Source organism: Streptomyces blastmyceticus (assembly GCF_039521185.1).
Taxonomy (GTDB): domain Bacteria; phylum Actinomycetota; class Actinomycetes; order Streptomycetales; family Streptomycetaceae; genus Streptomyces; species Streptomyces blastmyceticus.
On the sequence record NZ_BAAABW010000008.1, the window covers coordinates 529345 to 545202 of the forward strand.

The 15858-nt window shown below is 70.3% G+C and carries 14 protein-coding genes; 1 reads left to right on the plus strand and 13 read right to left on the minus strand.

The window, feature by feature from the left end; genetic code table 11:
- Position 1 precedes the first annotated feature (1 nt).
- The 12 genes from nuoL to ABD269_RS08720 are packed head-to-tail and all read right to left on the minus strand — an operon-like array spanning position 2 to position 12685.
- Positions 2-1897, minus strand: a complete 1896-nt coding sequence (gene nuoL, locus ABD269_RS08665; RefSeq protein WP_344117200.1) for an NADH-quinone oxidoreductase subunit L — start codon at positions 1895-1897, stop codon at positions 2-4.
- A 12-nt stretch (positions 1898-1909) separates the two neighbouring features.
- Positions 1910-2209, minus strand: a complete 300-nt coding sequence (gene nuoK, locus ABD269_RS08670) for an NADH-quinone oxidoreductase subunit NuoK (RefSeq protein WP_301886576.1) — start codon at positions 2207-2209, stop codon at positions 1910-1912.
- Positions 2206-3036, minus strand: a complete 831-nt coding sequence (locus tag ABD269_RS08675; RefSeq protein ID WP_301886575.1) for an NADH-quinone oxidoreductase subunit J — start codon at positions 3034-3036, stop codon at positions 2206-2208. Before ABD269_RS08675 ends, nuoK begins: the two co-directional genes overlap by 4 nt.
- A complete protein-coding gene (nuoI, locus tag ABD269_RS08680) occupies positions 3033-3650 on the minus strand; it encodes an NADH-quinone oxidoreductase subunit NuoI (protein WP_344117201.1) in 618 nt (205 codons plus the stop codon). Before nuoI ends, ABD269_RS08675 begins: the two co-directional genes overlap by 4 nt.
- The gene (gene nuoH, locus ABD269_RS08685; protein WP_344117274.1) at positions 3643-4983 is read right to left on the minus strand and encodes an NADH-quinone oxidoreductase subunit NuoH; all 1341 of its coding nucleotides are present in this window, start codon (positions 4981-4983) and stop codon (positions 3643-3645) included. Before nuoH ends, nuoI begins: the two co-directional genes overlap by 8 nt.
- 32 nt (positions 4984-5015) lie before the next feature.
- A complete protein-coding gene (locus ABD269_RS08690; protein ID WP_344117202.1) occupies positions 5016-7526 on the minus strand; it encodes an NADH-quinone oxidoreductase subunit G in 2511 nt (836 codons plus the stop codon).
- On the minus strand, positions 7523-8902 hold the full coding sequence (gene nuoF, locus ABD269_RS08695) for an NADH-quinone oxidoreductase subunit NuoF (protein WP_344117203.1): 1380 nt from the start codon (positions 8900-8902) through the stop codon (positions 7523-7525). The genes ABD269_RS08690 and nuoF overlap by 4 nt, the downstream gene beginning before the upstream one ends.
- Entirely contained in the window at positions 8899-9663 is a 765-nt protein-coding gene (gene nuoE / locus ABD269_RS08700) for an NADH-quinone oxidoreductase subunit NuoE (protein ID WP_344117275.1), read from the minus strand. The genes nuoF and nuoE overlap by 4 nt, the downstream gene beginning before the upstream one ends.
- A gap of 17 nt (positions 9664-9680) precedes the next feature.
- Positions 9681-11003 carry an NADH-quinone oxidoreductase subunit D gene (locus ABD269_RS08705; protein WP_301886571.1) on the minus strand — a complete coding sequence of 441 codons (1323 nt, stop codon included), beginning with the start codon at positions 11001-11003 and terminating at the stop codon, positions 9681-9683.
- Positions 11003-11761 carry an NADH-quinone oxidoreductase subunit C gene (locus ABD269_RS08710; protein WP_344117204.1) on the minus strand — a complete coding sequence of 253 codons (759 nt, stop codon included), beginning with the start codon at positions 11759-11761 and terminating at the stop codon, positions 11003-11005. Before ABD269_RS08710 ends, ABD269_RS08705 begins: the two co-directional genes overlap by 1 nt.
- The gene (locus tag ABD269_RS08715; RefSeq protein WP_301886569.1) at positions 11758-12312 is read right to left on the minus strand and encodes a NuoB/complex I 20 kDa subunit family protein; all 555 of its coding nucleotides are present in this window, start codon (positions 12310-12312) and stop codon (positions 11758-11760) included. The genes ABD269_RS08710 and ABD269_RS08715 overlap by 4 nt, the downstream gene beginning before the upstream one ends.
- Before the next feature lie 13 nt (positions 12313-12325).
- Entirely contained in the window at positions 12326-12685 is a 360-nt protein-coding gene (locus ABD269_RS08720; protein ID WP_058047631.1) for an NADH-quinone oxidoreductase subunit A, read from the minus strand.
- A 728-nt stretch (positions 12686-13413) separates the two neighbouring features.
- Here ABD269_RS08720 and ABD269_RS08725 point away from each other — a divergent pair.
- Positions 13414-14265 (plus strand): C40 family peptidase, encoded by an 852-nt coding sequence (locus tag ABD269_RS08725; protein ID WP_344117205.1) that lies wholly within the window; start codon positions 13414-13416, stop codon positions 14263-14265.
- Positions 14266-14513: 248 nt separating this feature from the next.
- Here the strand turns inward: ABD269_RS08725 and ABD269_RS08730 are convergent, their stop codons facing one another.
- Entirely contained in the window at positions 14514-15797 is a 1284-nt protein-coding gene (locus tag ABD269_RS08730; RefSeq protein ID WP_301886567.1) for a geranylgeranyl reductase family protein, read from the minus strand.
- Between the last annotated feature and the right edge of the window lie 61 nt (positions 15798-15858).

Below are 15858 nucleotides of genomic sequence, written 5' to 3' on the forward strand. Positions count from 1 at the left end.
ATCAGACCGCCCTCATCAGCAGGGTCGCGGCGATGAGCACTGCCGCACCGCCGAACATCGAGACCGCGTACGACCGCGCGTAGCCGTTCTGGAGCCTGCGCATCCGGCCCGAGAGCCCGCCGACCGAGGCGGCCGTGCCGTTGACGACGCCGTCGACCAGCGTGTGGTCGGCGTAGACCAGGCTGCGGGTGAGGTGCTCACCGCCCCGGACCAGCACGACGTGGTTGAAGTCGTCCTGGAGCAGGTCCCGTCGGGCGGCGCGGGTGAGCGGATTGCCCCGGGGCGCCGTGACGGGGACGGGGCGGCGCCCGTACTGCGCCCAGGCGAGCGCCACCCCGAGGACGAGGACGACCATGGTGCCGATCGTGACGGTGAGCGCGCTGACCGGCGAGTTGCCCTCGGCGTGCCCGGTGACCGGCTCCAGCCACTTCAGGAAGGTGTCGTTGATGCTGAACAGCCCACCGGCGAAGACCGATCCGAAGGCGAGCACGACCATGGGGATCGTCATGGTCCTGGGCGACTCGTGCGGGTGCGGGGCGTTGCCCTCCGCATCCGGCTGCCAGCGCTTCTCGCCGAAGAAGGTCAGGACCATCACGCGCGTCATGTAGTACGCGGTGATGGCCGCGCCCAGCAGCGCCGCGCCGCCGAGGATCCAGCCCTCCGTACCGCCCTTGGCGAAGGCGGCTTCGATGATCTTGTCCTTGGAGAAGAAGCCGGACAGGCCGGGGAAGCCGATGATGGCGAGATAGCCGAGGCCGAAGGTGACGAAGGTGACCGGCATATACGTCCGCAGGCCGCCGTAGCGCCGCATGTCGACCTCGTCGTTCATGCCGTGCATCACCGACCCGGCGCCGAGGAAGAGCCCCGCCTTGAAGAAGCCGTGGGTCACCAGGTGCATGATCGCGAAGACATAGCCGACCGGGCCGAGTCCGGCCGCGAGGATCATGTAGCCGATCTGCGACATCGTCGAGCCGGCCAGCGCCTTCTTGATGTCGTCCTTCGCGCAACCGACGATCGCACCGAAGAGCAGCGTCACCGCGCCCACCGTGACGACCGCGGTCTGCGCGTCCGGTGCCGCGTTGAAGATCGCGCCGGACCGGGTGATCAGATAGACGCCGGCGGTCACCATCGTCGCCGCGTGGATGAGGGCCGAGACCGGGGTCGGGCCCTCCATCGCGTCCCCGAGCCAGGACTGCAGCGGCACCTGGGCGGACTTGCCGCACGCGGCGAGCAGCAGCATCAGCCCGATGGCCGTCAGCTTGCCCTGCCCCGCGTCCGTCGCGTGCGCGAGGACGGGGCCGAAGGCGAAGGTGCCGAACGTGGTGAACATCAGCATGATCGCGATGGACAGGCCCATGTCGCCGACGCGGTTGACGAGGAACGCCTTCTTGGCGGCGGTGGCCGCGCTGGGCTTGTGCTGCCAGAAGCCGATCAGCAGATACGAGGCGAGGCCGACGCCCTCCCAGCCCACGTACAGCAGAAGGTAGTTGTCGGCGAGGACGAGCAGCAGCATCGCGGCGAGGAAGAGGTTCAGATAGCCGAAGAAGCGGCGCCGCCGCTCGTCGTGCTCCATATAGCCGACCGAATAGAGGTGGATCAGCGTGCCCACCCCCGTGATCAGCAGGACGAAGGTCATCGACAGCTGGTCCAGCTGGAAGCCGACGTCCGCGCGGAAGCCGCCGACCGGCACCCAGCTGAACAGGTGCGAGGTCAGCGTCCGGTCCTCGCGGCCCCTGCCCAGGAGGTCGGCGAAGAGCACGGCGCCGAGGGCGAAGGACACCGCCGCGAGCAGCGTGCCGATCCAGTGCCCGGCCCGGTCCAGCCGGGGGCCGCCGCACAGCAGCAGGCCCGCGCCCAGCAGGGGTGCCGCGACGAGCAGTCCGATGAGGTTCTCCACGTCAGCGTCCCCTTACAGCTTCAGCAGGCCGGCGTCGTCGACCGAGGCCGAATGGCGGGAGCGGAAGATCGACACGATGATCGCGAGGCCGATCACGACCTCGGCGGCGGCCACGACCATGGTGAAGAAGGCGATGATCTGGCCGTCCAGATTGCCGTGCAGCCGGGCGAAGGTGACGAACGCCAGGTTGCAGGCGTTCAGCATCAGCTCGATACACATGAAGATGACGATCGCGTTCCGCCGGATGAGCACACCGGCGGCGCCGATGGTGAACAACAGGGCCGCCAGGTACAGGTAGTTGACCGGGTTCACTTGCGGGCCTCCTTCGCGCCCTCGGTGCGGCCGCCCTCGACCCACTCCGCTGAGCGCTGCTCCAGCGCGGCCAGCTCCTGGAGCGCCTCGCCGGACACGTCGCGGATCTGGCCGCGGGCGCGCAGCGTCGGGTTGACGGTGAGCTCGGCGGGGGTGCCGTCGGGCAGCAGGCCGGGGACGTCCACGGCGTTGTGCCGGGCGTAGACGCCGGGGGCGGGGAGCGGCGGCAGCTGCTTGCCCGCCCGGACCCTCGCCTGGGAGCGCTCGCGCTGGCCGGGGGCCCGCTCGGTGCGCTCGCGGTGGGTGAGGACCATCGCCCCGACGGCCGCGGTGATCAGCAGCGCGCCGGTGATCTCGAAGGCGAAGACGTACTTGGTGAAGATGAGCGCCGCCAGACCCTGCACATTGCCGCCGGAGTTGGCCTGGCCGAGCCCGGTGAAGTCCTTCAGTGAGGCATTGGCGATGCCTGCGATGAGCAGGATGCCGAAGCCCAGCGCGCAGAGCCCGGCGAGCCAGCGCTGGCCCCTGATGGTCTCCTTGAGGGAGTCGGCGGCGGTGACGCCGACCAGCATGACCACGAAGAGGAAGAGCATCATGATCGCGCCGGTGTAGACGACGACCTGGACGACGCCCAGGAAGTAGGCGCCGTTGGCGAGGTAGAACACCGCGAGGACGATCATGGTGCCGGCGAGCGACAGGGCGCTGTGCACGGCCTTCCTCATCAGCACCGTGGACAGCGCGCCGACGACGGCGACGGTGCCCAGCAGCCAGAACTGCACGGCCTCGCCGGTCGAGGTCATGCCCGCGGCGGCGACGGTGGCGCTCATGCCTCCCCCTCACCGGACGGCGCGGAGGCCCCGGTGCCCGCGGGCTCGGTGTCCCGCGCCGGCTCCTCGCCCTTGGAGAGCGCCACTTGGCGCACGGTGCCCGGCGCGGCCTCCGTCACCAGGCCGCGGTAGTAGTCCTTCTCCGTCATGCCGGGGAAGATCGCGTGCGGGGTGTCGACCATCCGGTCCTCCAGGCCCGCGAGCAGCTCCTCCTTGGTGTAGATGAGCGACTCCCGGCTGGTGTCGGCCAGTTCGTACTCGTTCGTCATGGTCAGGGCCCGGGTGGGGCACGCCTCGACGCACAGGCCGCACAGGATGCAGCGGAGGTAGTTGATCTGATAGACGCGGCCGTAGCGCTCGCCCGGGGAGTAGCGCTCCTCTTCGGTGTTGTCCGCACCCTCCACATAGATCGCGTCGGCCGGGCAGGCCCAGGCGCACAGCTCGCAGCCGATGCACTTCTCCAGCCCGTCCGGGTGCCGGTTGAGCTGGTGGCGGCCGTGGAAGCGCGGCGCGGTGTGCTTCTTCTCCTCCGGATACTGCTCGGTCAGCCGCTTCTTGAACATGGCCTTGAAGGTCACGCCGAAGCCGGCCACGGGGTTCTGGAAGTCAGGCACCCTCGCCCTCCTTTCCGTCTCGGGGACCGTCACTCACAGTATTGGGGCTGCCACTGACAATGAGCTCGCGGTCGAGGCGCGACGGGCGGCGCGGCACCGGCGGCAGGGTCTGGCCGGGCAGCGGGGGCACGGGGAAGCCGCCCGCCATCGGGTCGAACTCCCCTTCCGGGCCCGCCCCTTCCGCCTCCTGCTCCGCCTTGGCACCGCGGTCGCGGAAGACGTCGGCCACGAAGGACAGCAGCAGGATGGCGACGACTGCGCCGGCCACGTAGAGCACGATGCGCTGGAAGTCGTAGTGCTCGTTGCGCATCGCCCGGACGGTGGCCACGAGCATCAGCCACACCATCGAGACGGGGATGAGGACCTTCCACCCCAGCTTCATGAACTGGTCGTAGCGCAGCCGCGGCAGCGTGCCGCGCAGCCAGATGAAGAAGAACAGCAGCAGCTGGAGCTTGATGACGAACCACAGCATCGGCCACCAGCCGTGGTTCGCCCCCTCCCAGAACGCCGAGACGGGGTACGGGGCCCGCCAGCCGCCCAGGAACAGCGTCACCGCGACCGCCGAGACCGTGACCATGTTGACGTACTCGGCGAGCATGAACATCGCGAACTTGATGGAGGAGTACTCGGTGTTGAAGCCGCCGACCAGGTCGCCCTCGGACTCCGGCAGGTCGAACGGCGCCCGGTTGGTCTCCCCGACCATCGCCACGATGTAGATGAGGAAGGAGACCGGCAGCAGCAGGACGTACCACCGGTCGTGCTGCGCGTCGACGATCGTCGAGGTCGACATCGACCCGGAGTAGAGGAAGACGGCGGCGAAGGAGACGCCCATCGCGATCTCGTACGAGATCATCTGCGCGCACGACCGCAGCCCGCCGAGCAGCGGGTAGGTCGAGCCGGAGGACCAGCCCGCCAGGACGATGCCGTAGATGCCCACCGACGCGGTGGCCAGGATGTAGAGCACGCCGATCGGCAGGTCGGTGAGCTGCATCGTGGTGCGGTGGCCGAAGATCGAGATCTCGTTCCCGGCCGGGCCGAAGGGGATGACGGCGACCGCCATGAAGGCCGGGATCGCCGCGACGACCGGCGCGAGGATGTAGACGGCCTTGTCGGCCCGCTTGACGACCACGTCCTCCTTGAGCATCAGCTTGATGCCGTCCGCGAGGGACTGGAGCATGCCCCAGGGGCCGTGCCGGTTGGGGCCGATGCGCAGCTGCATCCACGCGACGACCTTGCGTTCCCACACGATCGAGAACAGCACCGTCAGCATGACGAACGCGAAGCAGAAGACGGCCTTGACGACGATCAGCCACCACGGGTCCCGGCCGAACATCGACAGGTCCTCGGCGGCCAGTGCGTATGCCTTCACTGCTGTGCCTCCGGTTCTTCGGTTCCGGTGCCGTCACCGGCGGCCGCGGCGATGCGCACGAGCTCGCCGGGGCGGGCGCCGGTGCCGTCGGTGACCCCGGCGCCGACGGAGTTCAGCGGGAGCCACACCACCCGGTCCGGCATGGGGGTGATCCGCAGCGGCAGCCGTACGGTCCCGGCCGGACCGGTCACGGCCAGCGGCTCGCCCTCGCGCACCCCCGCCTCGGCGGCGGTCGCGGCGGAGAGCCGGGCGACCGCCGCGTGCCGCGTGCCGGCCAGCGCCTCGTCGCCCTCCTGGAGCCGTCCCCGGTCGAGCAGCAGCCGGTGGCCCGCGAGCACGGCCTCACCGGCGCCGGGCGGCGCCGGCGGGCGGCCGGGCTCGGCGGGGGCGGCCGCGTGGGCGCCGTCCCAGGCGCCGAGCCGGTCCAGCTCCGTCCGGGCGGCGTCGGTGTCCGGCAGGGCGAGGGCGACGCCCATCGCGTCGGCCAGCATGTGCAGCACCCGGACGTCCGGCGGGACATGACCGCGCGTCAGCTGATCGCGTCTGATCGCGACCTCGAACGGACGGGCACGGCCCTCCCAGTTGAGGAACGTGCCCGCCTTCTCCTCGACCGCCGCGACCGGCAGCACCACGTCCGCCCGTTCCGTCACCTCGCTCGGCCGCTGCTCCAGGCTCACCAGGAAGCCGATGGCATCGAGCGCGGCACGCGCGCGTGCCGGGTCGGGCAGGTCGGCGACCTCCACCCCGCCCACCAGCAGGGCGCCCAGCTCCCCGGTGGCCGCGGCCCCGACGATCTGGCCGGTGTCCCGGCCGGTGCCGCGCGGCAGGTCGGTGACGCCCCAGGCGGCCGCCGTCTCCTCCCGGGCCCGGGGGTCGGTGGCCGGGCGGCCGCCGGGCAGCAGGCCCGGCAGGGCACCGGCCTCGATCGCGCCCCGCTCGCCCGCCCGGCGCGGGATCCACACCAGGCTCGCCCCGGTCGTGCCCGCGGCCGCGAGGGCCGCGGTCAGCGCGCCCGGCACGGCCGCCAGCCGCTCGCCGACGACGATCACCGAGCCGTCCGCGCGCAGCGCCTCGGCCGCCGCCTGCCCGGCCGCGTCCAGCCCGACGGCGTCCGCCAGCGCCCGCAGCCACTCGGTCTCGGTGCCGGGAGCCGCGGGCAGCAGCGTGCCACCCGCCTTCAGCAGACCGGAAGTTGTGTGGGTGGCCAGGGAGAAGACGCGCTGGCCGTGCTTGCGGTGCGCCTTGCGCAGCCGCAGGAAGACCCCGGGCGCCTCCTCCTCCGCCTCGAACCCGGCGAGCAGCACGGCGGGTGCCTGCTCCAGCGTCTGATAGGTGACGCCCTCGCCGTCGAGGTCACGGCCCCGTCCGGCGACCCGCGCCGCGAGGAAGTCGGCCTCCTCCGCGCTGTGCGTCCGCGCCCGGAAGTCCACGTCGTGCGTGTCGAGGGCCACGCGCGCGAACTTGGCGTAGGCGTAGGCGTCCTCGACCGTCAGCCGTCCGCCCGTCAGCACGCCCGTCCGGCCGCGCGCGGCGGCCAGCCCGCGGGCCGCGGCCTCCAGCGCCTCGGGCCAGCTCGCGGGCTCCAGGGCGCCGTCGGCGTTGCGTACGAGCGGGGTGGTGAGCCGGTCCGGCCGCTGGGCGTAGCGGAACGCGAAGCGGCCCTTGTCGCACACCCATTCCTCGTTGACCTCGGGGTCGTTCGCGGCGAGGCGGCGCAGCACCTTGCCGCGCCGGTGGTCCGTGCGCGTCGCGCAGCCGCCCGCGCAGTGCTCGCACACCGACGGCGAGGAGACGAGGTCGAAGGGCCGGGAGCGGAATCGGTACGCCGCGGAGGTGAGCGCGCCCACCGGGCAGATCTGGATGGTGTTGCCGGAGAAGTACGACTGGAACGGCACGTCCTCGCCGGTGCCCACCTGCTGGAGCGCGCCCCGCTCCAGCAGCTCGATCATCGGGTCGCCCGCGATCTGCTGGGAGAAGCGGGTGCAGCGGGCGCACAGCACGCAGCGCTCGCGGTCGAGGAGGACCTGGGTGGAGATCGGCACCGGCTTCTCGAAGGTGCGCTTGCGGCCCTCGAAGCGGGTGTCGGCCTGCCCGGCGGACATCGCCTGGTTCTGCAGCGGGCACTCGCCGCCCTTGTCGCAGACGGGGCAGTCGAGCGGGTGGTTGATGAGCAGCAGCTCCATCACCCCGCGCTGGGCCTTGTCGGCGACGGGCGAGGTGAGCTGGGTGCGTACGACCATGCCGTCGGTGCAGGTGATGGTGCACGACGCCATCGGCTTGCGCTGGCCCTCGACCTCGACGATGCACTGCCGGCAGGCTCCGGCGGGGTCGAGCAGCGGGTGGTCGCAGAACCGGGGGATCTCGATGCCGAGCAGTTCCGCGGCGCGGATGACCAGCGTCCCCTTGGGCACGGAGAGCGCGATGCCGTCGATGGTGACGGACACCAGGTCGTCCGGTGGCACCGCCGCGTTCCCTCCCCCGGAGGAAGCCGGCGTGGTGACGGTCATGCGGTTACCTCCTGGTGGTTCCCGTCCGCCCACGCCGTGGACTTCGCGGGGTCGAAGGGGCAGCCCTTCCCCTTGATGTGCTGTTCGTACTCCGCGCGGAAGTACTTCAGCGAGGAGAAGATCGGGCTCGCGGCGCCGTCACCGAGCGCGCAGAAGGACTTGCCGTTGATGTTGTCGGCGATGTCGGCCAGCTTGTCGAGGTCGGTCATACGGCCCCGCCCGGCCTCGATGTCGCGGAGCAACTGCACCAGCCAGTACGTGCCTTCCCGGCAGGGCGTGCACTTGCCGCAGGACTCGTGGGCGTAGAACTCGGTCCAGCGGGTGACGGCCCGCACCACGCAGGTCGTCTCGTCGAAGCACTGGAGGGCCTTGGTGCCGAGCATGGAACCGGCGGCCCCCACGGCCTCGTAGTCCAGGGGGACGTCGAGGTGCTCCTCGGTGAGCAGCGGGGTGGAGGAGCCGCCGGGGGTCCAGAACTTGAGCCGGTGGCCGGGGCGCATGCCGCCGCTGATGTCGAGGAGCTGGCGCAGGGTGACGCCGAGCGGCGCCTCGTACTGCCCGGGGCCCGCGACATGGCCGCTGAGGGAGTAGAGCGTGAAGCCCGGGGACTTCTCGCTGCCCATCGAACGGAACCATTCCTTACCGCGGTTGAGGATCGCGGGAACCGACGCGATGGACTCGACGTTGTTCACCACAGTGGGGCAGGCGTAGAGACCCGCCACGGCAGGGAAGGGGGGCCTGAGCCGGGGCTGGCCGCGACGCCCTTCGAGCGAGTCGAGGAGGGCCGTCTCCTCGCCGCAGATATAGGCGCCCGCCCCCGCGTGCACGATGATGTCGAGGTCGAGCCCGCTGCCGAGGATGTCCCGGCCGAGGTAGCCCGCGGCGTACGCCTCGCGCACGGCCTCGTGCAACCGCCGCAGCACGGGGACGGTTTCACCGCGCAGATAGATGAAGGCGTGGCTGGAGCGGATCGCGTAGCAGGCGATCAGCATGCCCTCGATGAGGGAGTGCGGGTTGGCGAAGAGGAGGGGGATGTCCTTGCAGGTGCCCGGTTCCGACTCGTCCGCGTTGACGACGAGGTAGTGCGGCTTGCCGTCGCCCTGGGGGATGAACTGCCACTTCATCCCGGTCGGGAAGCCCGCGCCGCCCCTGCCGCGCAGCCCGGAGTCCTTCACATAGGCGATCACGTCGTCGGGGGTCATCGCCAGGGCCTTGCGCGCGCCCGCGTAGCCCTCGTGGCGCAGATAGGTGTCCAGCGTCCAGGAGCGCGGCTGGTCCCAGAAGGCGCTGAGCACGGGCGAGAGCAGCTTCTCCGGGTCGGCGCCGCCCCCGGCCGTGGGCCGGGGGGTCCCACCGTTCGCGGGTGCCATGGTCATTCCTCCCCCTCCTCGGTGTGCGCCACGGGCCCCGGCCCGGGCGCGGGTCCGTCCGGTGCGGGCGCTCCGCGCGGCGGGCCGACGTGGGCGGCCGGGGTCCCGCCCTTGGCCAGCCGCAGGCCGGCGAGGGTGGCGGGCCCGGCGGCGCCGGACGCCTCGACGGCGCCCGGCCGCGGGTCGGGGAAGCCGGCCAGGATGCGGGCCGTCTCCTTGTACGTGCACAGGGGCGCGCCGCGGGTCGGCCGGGCGCCGTCGAGGCGTCCGGCGCGCAGGTCGTCGACGAGGGCCTTGGCGCTCTCGACGGTCTGGTTGTCGAAGAACTCCCAGTTGACCATCACCACGGGCGCGAAGTCGCAGGCCGCGTTGCACTCGATGTGTTCGAGGGTGACCTTGCCGTCCTCCGTGGTGCCGCCGTTGTCGACGCCCAGGTGACGGCGCAGCGCGTCGAAGATGGCGTCGCCGCCCAGCACCGCGCACAGGGTGTTGGTGCAGACGCCGACCTGGTAGTCCCCGCTCGGCCCGCGGCGGTACATGGAGTAGAAGGTCGACACCGCCGTGACCTCGGCGACGGTCAGTTCGAGCACCTCGGCGCAGAAGCGCAGGCCGGTGCGGGTGACGTGCCCGTCCTCCGCCTGGACGAGGTGCAGCAGCGGCAGCAGGGCGCTGCGGCTGTCGGGATAGCGGGCGATCACCTCCTTCGCATCGGCCTCCAGCCGGGCCCGTACGTCGGCGGGGTAGTCGGGAGCCGGAAGCTGGGGCATCCCCAACTGAACATCACTCACCGGTCGACGCCTCCCATCACAGGGTCGATGGACGCGACGGCGACGATGACGTCGGCCACCTGGCCGCCCTCGCACATCGCCGCCATGGCCTGGAGGTTGGTGAAGGACGGGTCGCGGAAGTGGACCCGGTAGGGGCGGGTGCCGCCGTCGCTGACGACGTGCACGCCGAGTTCGCCCTTGGGGGATTCCACCGCCGCGTACGCCTGGCCGGGCGGCACCCGGAAGCCCTCCGTCACCAGCTTGAAGTGGTGGATCAGGGCCTCCATCGAGGTGCCCATGATCTTCTTGATGTGGTCGAGGGAGTTGCCGAGGCCGTCCGGGCCGAGGGCCAGCTGGGCGGGCCAGGCGATCTTCTTGTCGGCGACCATCACCGGGCCGGGCGCCAGCCGGTCCAGGCACTGCTCGACGATCCGCAGGGACTGCCGCATCTCTTCGAGGCGGATGAGGAAGCGCCCGTAGGCGTCGCAGGTCTCCGCGGTCGGCACCTCGAAGTCGTAGGTGTCGTAGCCGCAGTAGGGCTGTGCCTTGCGCAGGTCGTGCGGGAGCCCGGCGGCGCGCAGGACGGGGCCGGTCGCGCCGAGCGCGAGGCAGCCGGCGAGGTCGAGGTAACCGACGTCCTGCATACGGGCCTTGAAGATCGGGTTGCCGGTGGCGAGCTTGTCGTACTCGGGGAGGTTCCTGCGCATCTTCTTCACGAACTCGCGCACCGCGTCGACCGCTCCGGGCGGCAGGTCCTGGGCGAGGCCGCCGGGGCGTACGTACGCGTGGTTCATCCGCAGGCCGGTGATCAGCTCGTAGAGGTCCAGGATCATCTCGCGGTCCCGGAAGCCGTAGATCATGATCGTGGTGGCGCCGAGCTCCATTCCGCCGGTGGCGATGGCCACCAGGTGGGAGGAGAGACGGTTCAGCTCCATCAGCAGCACGCGGACGACCGTGGCCCGGTCCGGGATCTGCTCCTCGATGCCCAGCAGCCGCTCCACGCCGAGGCAGTAGGCCGTCTCGTTGTAGAACGAGGTGAGGTAGTCCATGCGCGTGACGAAGGTGGTGCCCTGGGTCCAGTTCCGGAATTCGAGGTTCTTCTCGATGCCGGTGTGGAGATAGCCGATGCCGCAGCGGGCCTCGGTGACGGTCTCGCCGTCGATCTCCAGGATCAGCCGGAGCACTCCATGGGTGGAGGGGTGCTGGGGGCCCATGTTGACGATGATGCGCTCGTCGTCGGCCTGTTTCGCGGCCTCGGCGATCTCGTCCCAGTCGCCACCGGTGACCGTATATACGGTGCCTTCGGTGGTGTCGCGCGCGCTCGCAGGGGAAGTGCTCATCAGCTGTACGACCTCCGCTGGTCCGGAGCCGGGATCTGGGCGCCCTTGTATTCGACGGGGATGCCGCCGAGGGGGTAGTCCTTGCGCTGCGGGAAGCCCTGCCAGTCGTCCGGCATCATGATCCGCGTGAGCGCCGGGTGGCCGTCGAAGACGAGGCCGAAGAAGTCGTACGTCTCGCGCTCGTGCCAGTCGTTGGTGGGATAGACGTCCACGATCGAGGGCACGTGCGGATCGCTGTCGGGGGCGCCGACCTCCAGCCGGATCAGCCGGTTGTGGGTGATCGAGCGCAGGTGGTAGACCGCGTGCAGCTCACGGCCCTTGTCACCCGGGAAGTGGACGCCGCTGACGCCGGTGCACAGCTCGAAGCGGAGCGCGGGGTCGTCGCGGAGGGTGCGGGCGACGCGCGGCAGGTGCTCGCGGGCGATGTGGAAGGTGAGCTCGCCGCGGTCGACGACGGTCTTCTCGATGGCGTTCTCGGGGGCGAGCCCCTGTTCCTCCAGGGCCCCTTCGAGCTCGTCTGCGACCTCGTCGAACCACCCGCCGTACGGGCGGGCGGACTCGCCCGGCAGCCGTACGGTGCGGACGAGGCCGCCGTAGCCGGAGGTGTCGCCGCCGTTGCGGGCGCCGAACATGCCGCGCTGGACGCGGATGGCCTCGCCCTGGTCGCCGCGCTGGCCCGGGAGGTTCTGGGCGTTGACGTCCTTGTCGGGGTTGACGCCGTTGGACCGGGAAGTGCCGTTGTTCTTCGGATCGCTCACCGCAGCAGACCCTTCATCTCGATCAGCGGCAGGGCCTTGAGTGCCGCTTCCTCCGCCTCGCGGGCGGCCTCCTCGCGGTTCACGCCGAGCTTCTCGCCCTGGATCTTCTTGTGCAGCTTCAAGATCGCGTCCAGCAGCATCTCGGGGCGCGGCGGGCAGCCGGGCAGATAGATGTCGACCGGCACGATGTGGTCGACGCCCTGGACGATCGCGTAGTTGTTGAACATGCCGCCGCTGGAGGCGCAGACACCCATGGAGATCACCCATTTCGGGTTGGGCATCTGGTCGTAGACCTGGCGCAGCACCGGCGCCATCTTCTGGCTGACCCGGCCGGCCACGATCATCAGGTCCGCCTGGCGCGGTGAGCCGCGGAAGACCTCCATGCCGAAGCGGGCGAGGTCGTAGCGCCCGGCGCCGGTGGTCATCATCTCGATGGCGCAGCAGGCCAGTCCGAAGGTGGCCGGGAAGACGGACGCCTTGCGCACCCACCCGGCGGCCTGTTCGACGGTGGTCAGCGCGAAACCGCTGGGCAGCTTCTCTTCGAGTCCCATGGTGTGGTGCCCCCTAGTCCCATTCCAGGCCGCCGCGGCGCCAGACATAGGCGTAGGCGACGAAGACGGTGAGCACGAAGAGCAGCATCTCGACGAGCCCGAACAGCCCCAGGGCGTCGAAGGTGACGGCCCAGGGATAGAGGAAGACGATCTCGATGTCGAAGACGATGAAGAGCATCGCCGTCAGGTAGTACTTGATCGGGAAGCGCCCGCCCCCGGCGGGCTGCGGTGTGGGCTCGATGCCGCATTCGTAGGCCTCGAGCTTGGCGCGGTTGTACCTCTTGGGCCCGATGAGCGAGGCCATGACCACGGAGAAGATCGCGAAGCCTGCTCCGAGGGCTCCCAGTACGAGGATGGGCGCGTAGGCGTTCACCGCTCCTCGCTCCTTCCAGTCGACTTCCGAAAGATGCTGACCGCTGGCTGACCGGACCCCGGCGGGCTCGCCGCCTCCTGGAGATCCCCGCGAAGATCACCCATATGTGAGGCAGTTCACAAGCCCGGGTCGACTGCATCCTATGCCCGCCGGTCTGTGATCTGCGACACGGGGTGCACGACCGCGTTTGTGATCTCCACCACCTGACGAACGATCATCAAGTCGGATGAGCACCGATCTTCGTACACGAAGCGGTCGAGTGATCACGAGTGGTGACAATTGACGGCTGCCGCGCTGGTCGGAGGGGTGCGGCCCTATCAAGACATGGCCGCTGCACGCAAATTGGCAAGGGTGATCGTCAAGTGATATAGGGGCGCCGCACACTGAGGCGGCGGCAGTCGGCGGGGTCCTCGCCCGCCGCTCCGCCCTCCGGTTCACGAGCGCGGGGCCGGGGGCCGCCGGGGCGTGAGCTGCGCCACGCCACGGGAGGTTCAGGGTCCCCTTTTCCCGGGTAGCCTCGACACGCTCGCCGTAAAGGTGATATGCCCGCCGCTGATCATCCCCGGCGGCCAAACGCCGTGCTGAGGCGGCTGTTCACGCCCGGCAGGCCCCGGGGCGCCGTGACTCCGCCGTGATCAAATGTCCCAATTCTCGGCGCGCGCATGCCAATTGTGGCGCACGTCACTTTTATTGAACTCAACCTGCGCGGCCTGATAGTCCGTTGTCCCATGTCCCCGAACGCGCATATAACCAGCCACCGGAAGCCCCGCCGTACGGCCACCCAGTCGTGGGTCGTGCGCACGGGTGTTGCCGGTGGCGTCCTCAGCACCCTGGCCGTGGCCGGCGCCGGTTCCGCCACTGCCGTCGAGAAGCCCACCGAGGCCACGATGGAGATGCCGGCGATCAACGCGACGATCTCCTCCTCCATCGCGCAGAGCGCCGCTGCCACCCAGCAGACCGCCTTCGGCTACCAGGAGAGCGCGCAGCAGGACAAGGCCGACGACACGGCCAAGGACGCCTCCAAGCAGGCCAAGGACGAGGCTCAGCGCATCGCCGACGCCGCGGAGAAGAAGGCCGCAGCGGAGAAGGAGAAGCGCGAGCAGGACGAGGCCCGCGCCTCCCGCGCCACCGAGCGCAAGAGCCTCGGCGTCAAGTCCGCCACGGACTCCTCGGACGAGGCCTCCTCCGCCGCGTCGTCGTCCTCCTCCTCGAAGTCGACCGGCAGCGGCAGCTCGGCCACGCTGATCTCCTTCCTCCAGGCGCAGCTGGGCAAGGCGTACGTCATGGGCGCCACCGGCTCGTCCTCGTACGACTGCTCCGGCCTGGTCATGTCCGCGTACAACCAGATCGGCATCAGCCTGCCGCGGGTCTCGCAGGACCAGTCGACGGCCGGCACGCAGGTCGGCCTGAGCAACCTCCAGCCCGGCGACATCCTCTACTGGGGCTCCGCGGGCAGCGCCTACCACGTCGCCGTCTACATCGGTGGCGGCAAGTTCATCGGCGCGCAGAACCCCAGCGCCGGTGTGGTCGAGCGCGACCTCAGCTACGACATGCCCACGGGTGCCGTCCGCGTCATGTGACGCGCGCTCCGGCACACGGACGCACGACGAAGGGCCGCCACTCCCCACCGCTCGGGGAAGGCGGCCCTTTCGCATACCCGGTCACTTCACACAAGGACCGCCCGCCGTACGGGGGCTGTGGCGCACGGCGGGCGGTTGCTTGCCTGATTTCTTCCGCAAAGCGGACACGCCGAAACGGCATGAAAGTTACCCGAAAGGGTGAAACTCACTCGTTTGTCACGAGCGCGTCCGTCACGGCCTGCTGGTCGTCATGAACGCGGGGCCACCTTGCTCAGGCCGTTGATGATCCGGTCCATGGCGTCGCCGCCCGTGGGGTCCGTCAGGTTCGCCAGCATCTTCAGCGTGAACTTCATCAGCAGCGGGTGCGTCAGGCCGCGCTGCGTGGCGATCTGCATGACCTTCGGGTTGCCGATGAGCTTCACGAAGGCGCGGCCGAGCGTGTAGTAGCCGCCGTAGGTGTCCTTGAGGATCTTCGGGTAGCGCTGGAGGGCCAGCTCGCGCTGGGCGTACGAGGCGCGGGCGTGGGCCTGCACGATGACGTCCGCGGCGATCTGGCCGGACTCCATGGCGTAGGCGATGCCCTCGCCGTTGAACGGGTTGACCAGCCCGCCCGCGTCGCCGACCAGCAGCAGGCCGCGCGTGTAGTGCGGCTGACGGTTGAAGGCCATCGGGAGGGCGGCGCCGCGGATGGGGCCCGTCATGTTCTCCGGGGTGTAGCCCCAGTCCTCGGGCATCGAGGCGCACCAGGCCTTGAGGACCTCGCGCCAGTCCAGCTCCTTGAAGGAGTCGGAGGTGTTGAGGACGCCGAGGCCGACGTTGCTCGTGCCGTCGCCCATGCCGAAGATCCAGCCGTAGCCGGGCAGCAGCCGGTCCTGCGGGCCGCGCCGGTCCCACAGCTCCAGCCACGACTCCAGGTAGTCGTCGTCGTGGCGGGGCGAGGTGAAGTACGTGCGGACCGCCACGCCCATCGGGCGGTCCTCGCGCCGGTGCAGGCCCATCCCGAGCGACAGGCGCGTGGAGTTGCCGTCGGCGGCGACGACGAGCGGGGCGTGGAAGGTGACCGGGGTCTTGTCCTCGCCGAGCTTGGCGTGCACACCGGTGATCCGGCCCGTGCGGTCGTCGATGATCGGCGCGCCGACGTTGCACCGCTCGTGGAGCCGGGCGCCCGCCTTCTCCGCGTTCCGCGCGAGCTGCTCGTCGAAGTCGTCGCGCTTGCGGACGAGTCCGTAGTCGGGGAAGGAGGCGAGATCCGGCCAGTCCAGCTGGAGGCGGACGCCGCCGCCGATGATGCGCAGGCCCTTGTTGCGCAGCCAGCCCGCCTCTTCCGAGATGTCGATGCCCATCGACACGAGCTGCTTGGTGGCGCGCGGCGTCAGCCCGTCACCGCACACCTTCTCGCGCGGGAACGACGTCTTCTCCAGCAGCAGCACGTCCAGCCCGGCCTTGGCCAGGTAGTACGCGGTGGTGGAGCCGGCCGGGCCAGCACCGACGACGATCACGTCGGCGGTGTGTGCGGTGGGGGACTCGGTCACGGTCGGCTCTCCCGATTCGACGGAGGGTTGGATGCGTCGAGTCTATGAGCCGGGCGCCGGA